The organism is Photorhabdus hindustanensis (assembly GCF_002968995.1).
GTDB classification, from domain to species: domain Bacteria; phylum Pseudomonadota; class Gammaproteobacteria; order Enterobacterales; family Enterobacteriaceae; genus Photorhabdus; species Photorhabdus akhurstii.
This window is the reverse complement of sequence record NZ_PUWT01000170.1, coordinates 1-1129: the sequence shown is the minus strand read 5'-3', so window position 1 is coordinate 1129 and position 1129 is coordinate 1. Positions and strand designations below refer to the sequence as shown.

Annotated in this window: 1 pseudogene; it reads right to left on the bottom strand. The window is 47.7% G+C overall.

The window, feature by feature from the left end:
- Nucleotides 1–1129: pseudogene (locus C6H66_RS26310) on the bottom strand (DUF4097 domain-containing protein); the annotation flags it as partial.

The following is a 1129-nucleotide window of genomic DNA, read 5'->3' as shown; positions in this document are numbered from 1 at the left end:
TTTACCATTAACGGTGATATCTGTTTTGGCCTGCACATCCCCCAGAGCCGCCTTGCCACTCGCCGTCAAACTGATGCCACCTTGCTTTGCGGTCAGTTTCGTCGTTTCAATGTCTTTACCATTAACGGTGATATCTGTTTTGGCCTGTACATCCCCCAAAGTCGCCCTGCCATTCGCCGTCAGACTGATGCTACCTTGTTCTGCGGTCAGTTTCGTCGTTTCAATGTCTTTACCATTAACGGTGATATCCGTTTTGGCCTGCACATCCCCCAGAGTCGCCTTGCCATTCGCCGTCAGACTGATGCTACCTTGTTCTGCGGTCAGTTTCGCCGCTTCAATGTCTTTACCATTAACGGTGATATCTGTTTTGGCCTGTACATCCCCCAGAGCCGCCTTGCCACTCGCCGTCAAACTGATGCCGCCTTGCTTTGCAGTCAGTTTCGTCGTTTCAGTGTCTTTATTGTTAGCGGTTATAACTTTACCAACATCAAGCGAATTACCACTGGTCAGAGTAATGTCTTTCCCTGCGGTTAAGGAAATACCTCTCAGATTTACTCCCGCGCCAGCATGGATCTCAATATTCTCATCCGCTTCCAATTGGCTGAACTGGCGCAGACGCTGGCTAATGAGTTCTCGTTGAGCGTCATCATTCAGTACGTCACTGTCAGTACTGCTCTGATTACCATTAAACTTAGCTAAGTAAGGGGAGAGAGAAATTTCAATCTCCCCCTTGCTAGCCAAAAAGATATTTTTCGCCCGGTTAATTAGCGTATTTGAAAGCGATATGCCCTGTTCAGACAGAATATGTAACATATTTGCCGCAGAAATAGTGGAGAATGCCCGTGCACCTGCCACAGGAGAATTGCTTCCTCCAGATGAAACAGAAACACCACCACTGGAGATTAAGGCAATATCATGACCTGAAATATCTGCGTCACGCACCGTAAGATTTTGCTCTCCCTGTAACAGAACCTGGTTCCCGGCTTTTAACTTTCCTCCATAGAAAGACAAATGACTCGCCTTAACGGTAACATCACTGCCGGCACTAATTTCTCCCTGCCCTCTCAGTGTCTCCGTTGTCAGTGTCAGATTCTGACCGGCTTGCATATTGCTTTGTTTCGCCGTTTCA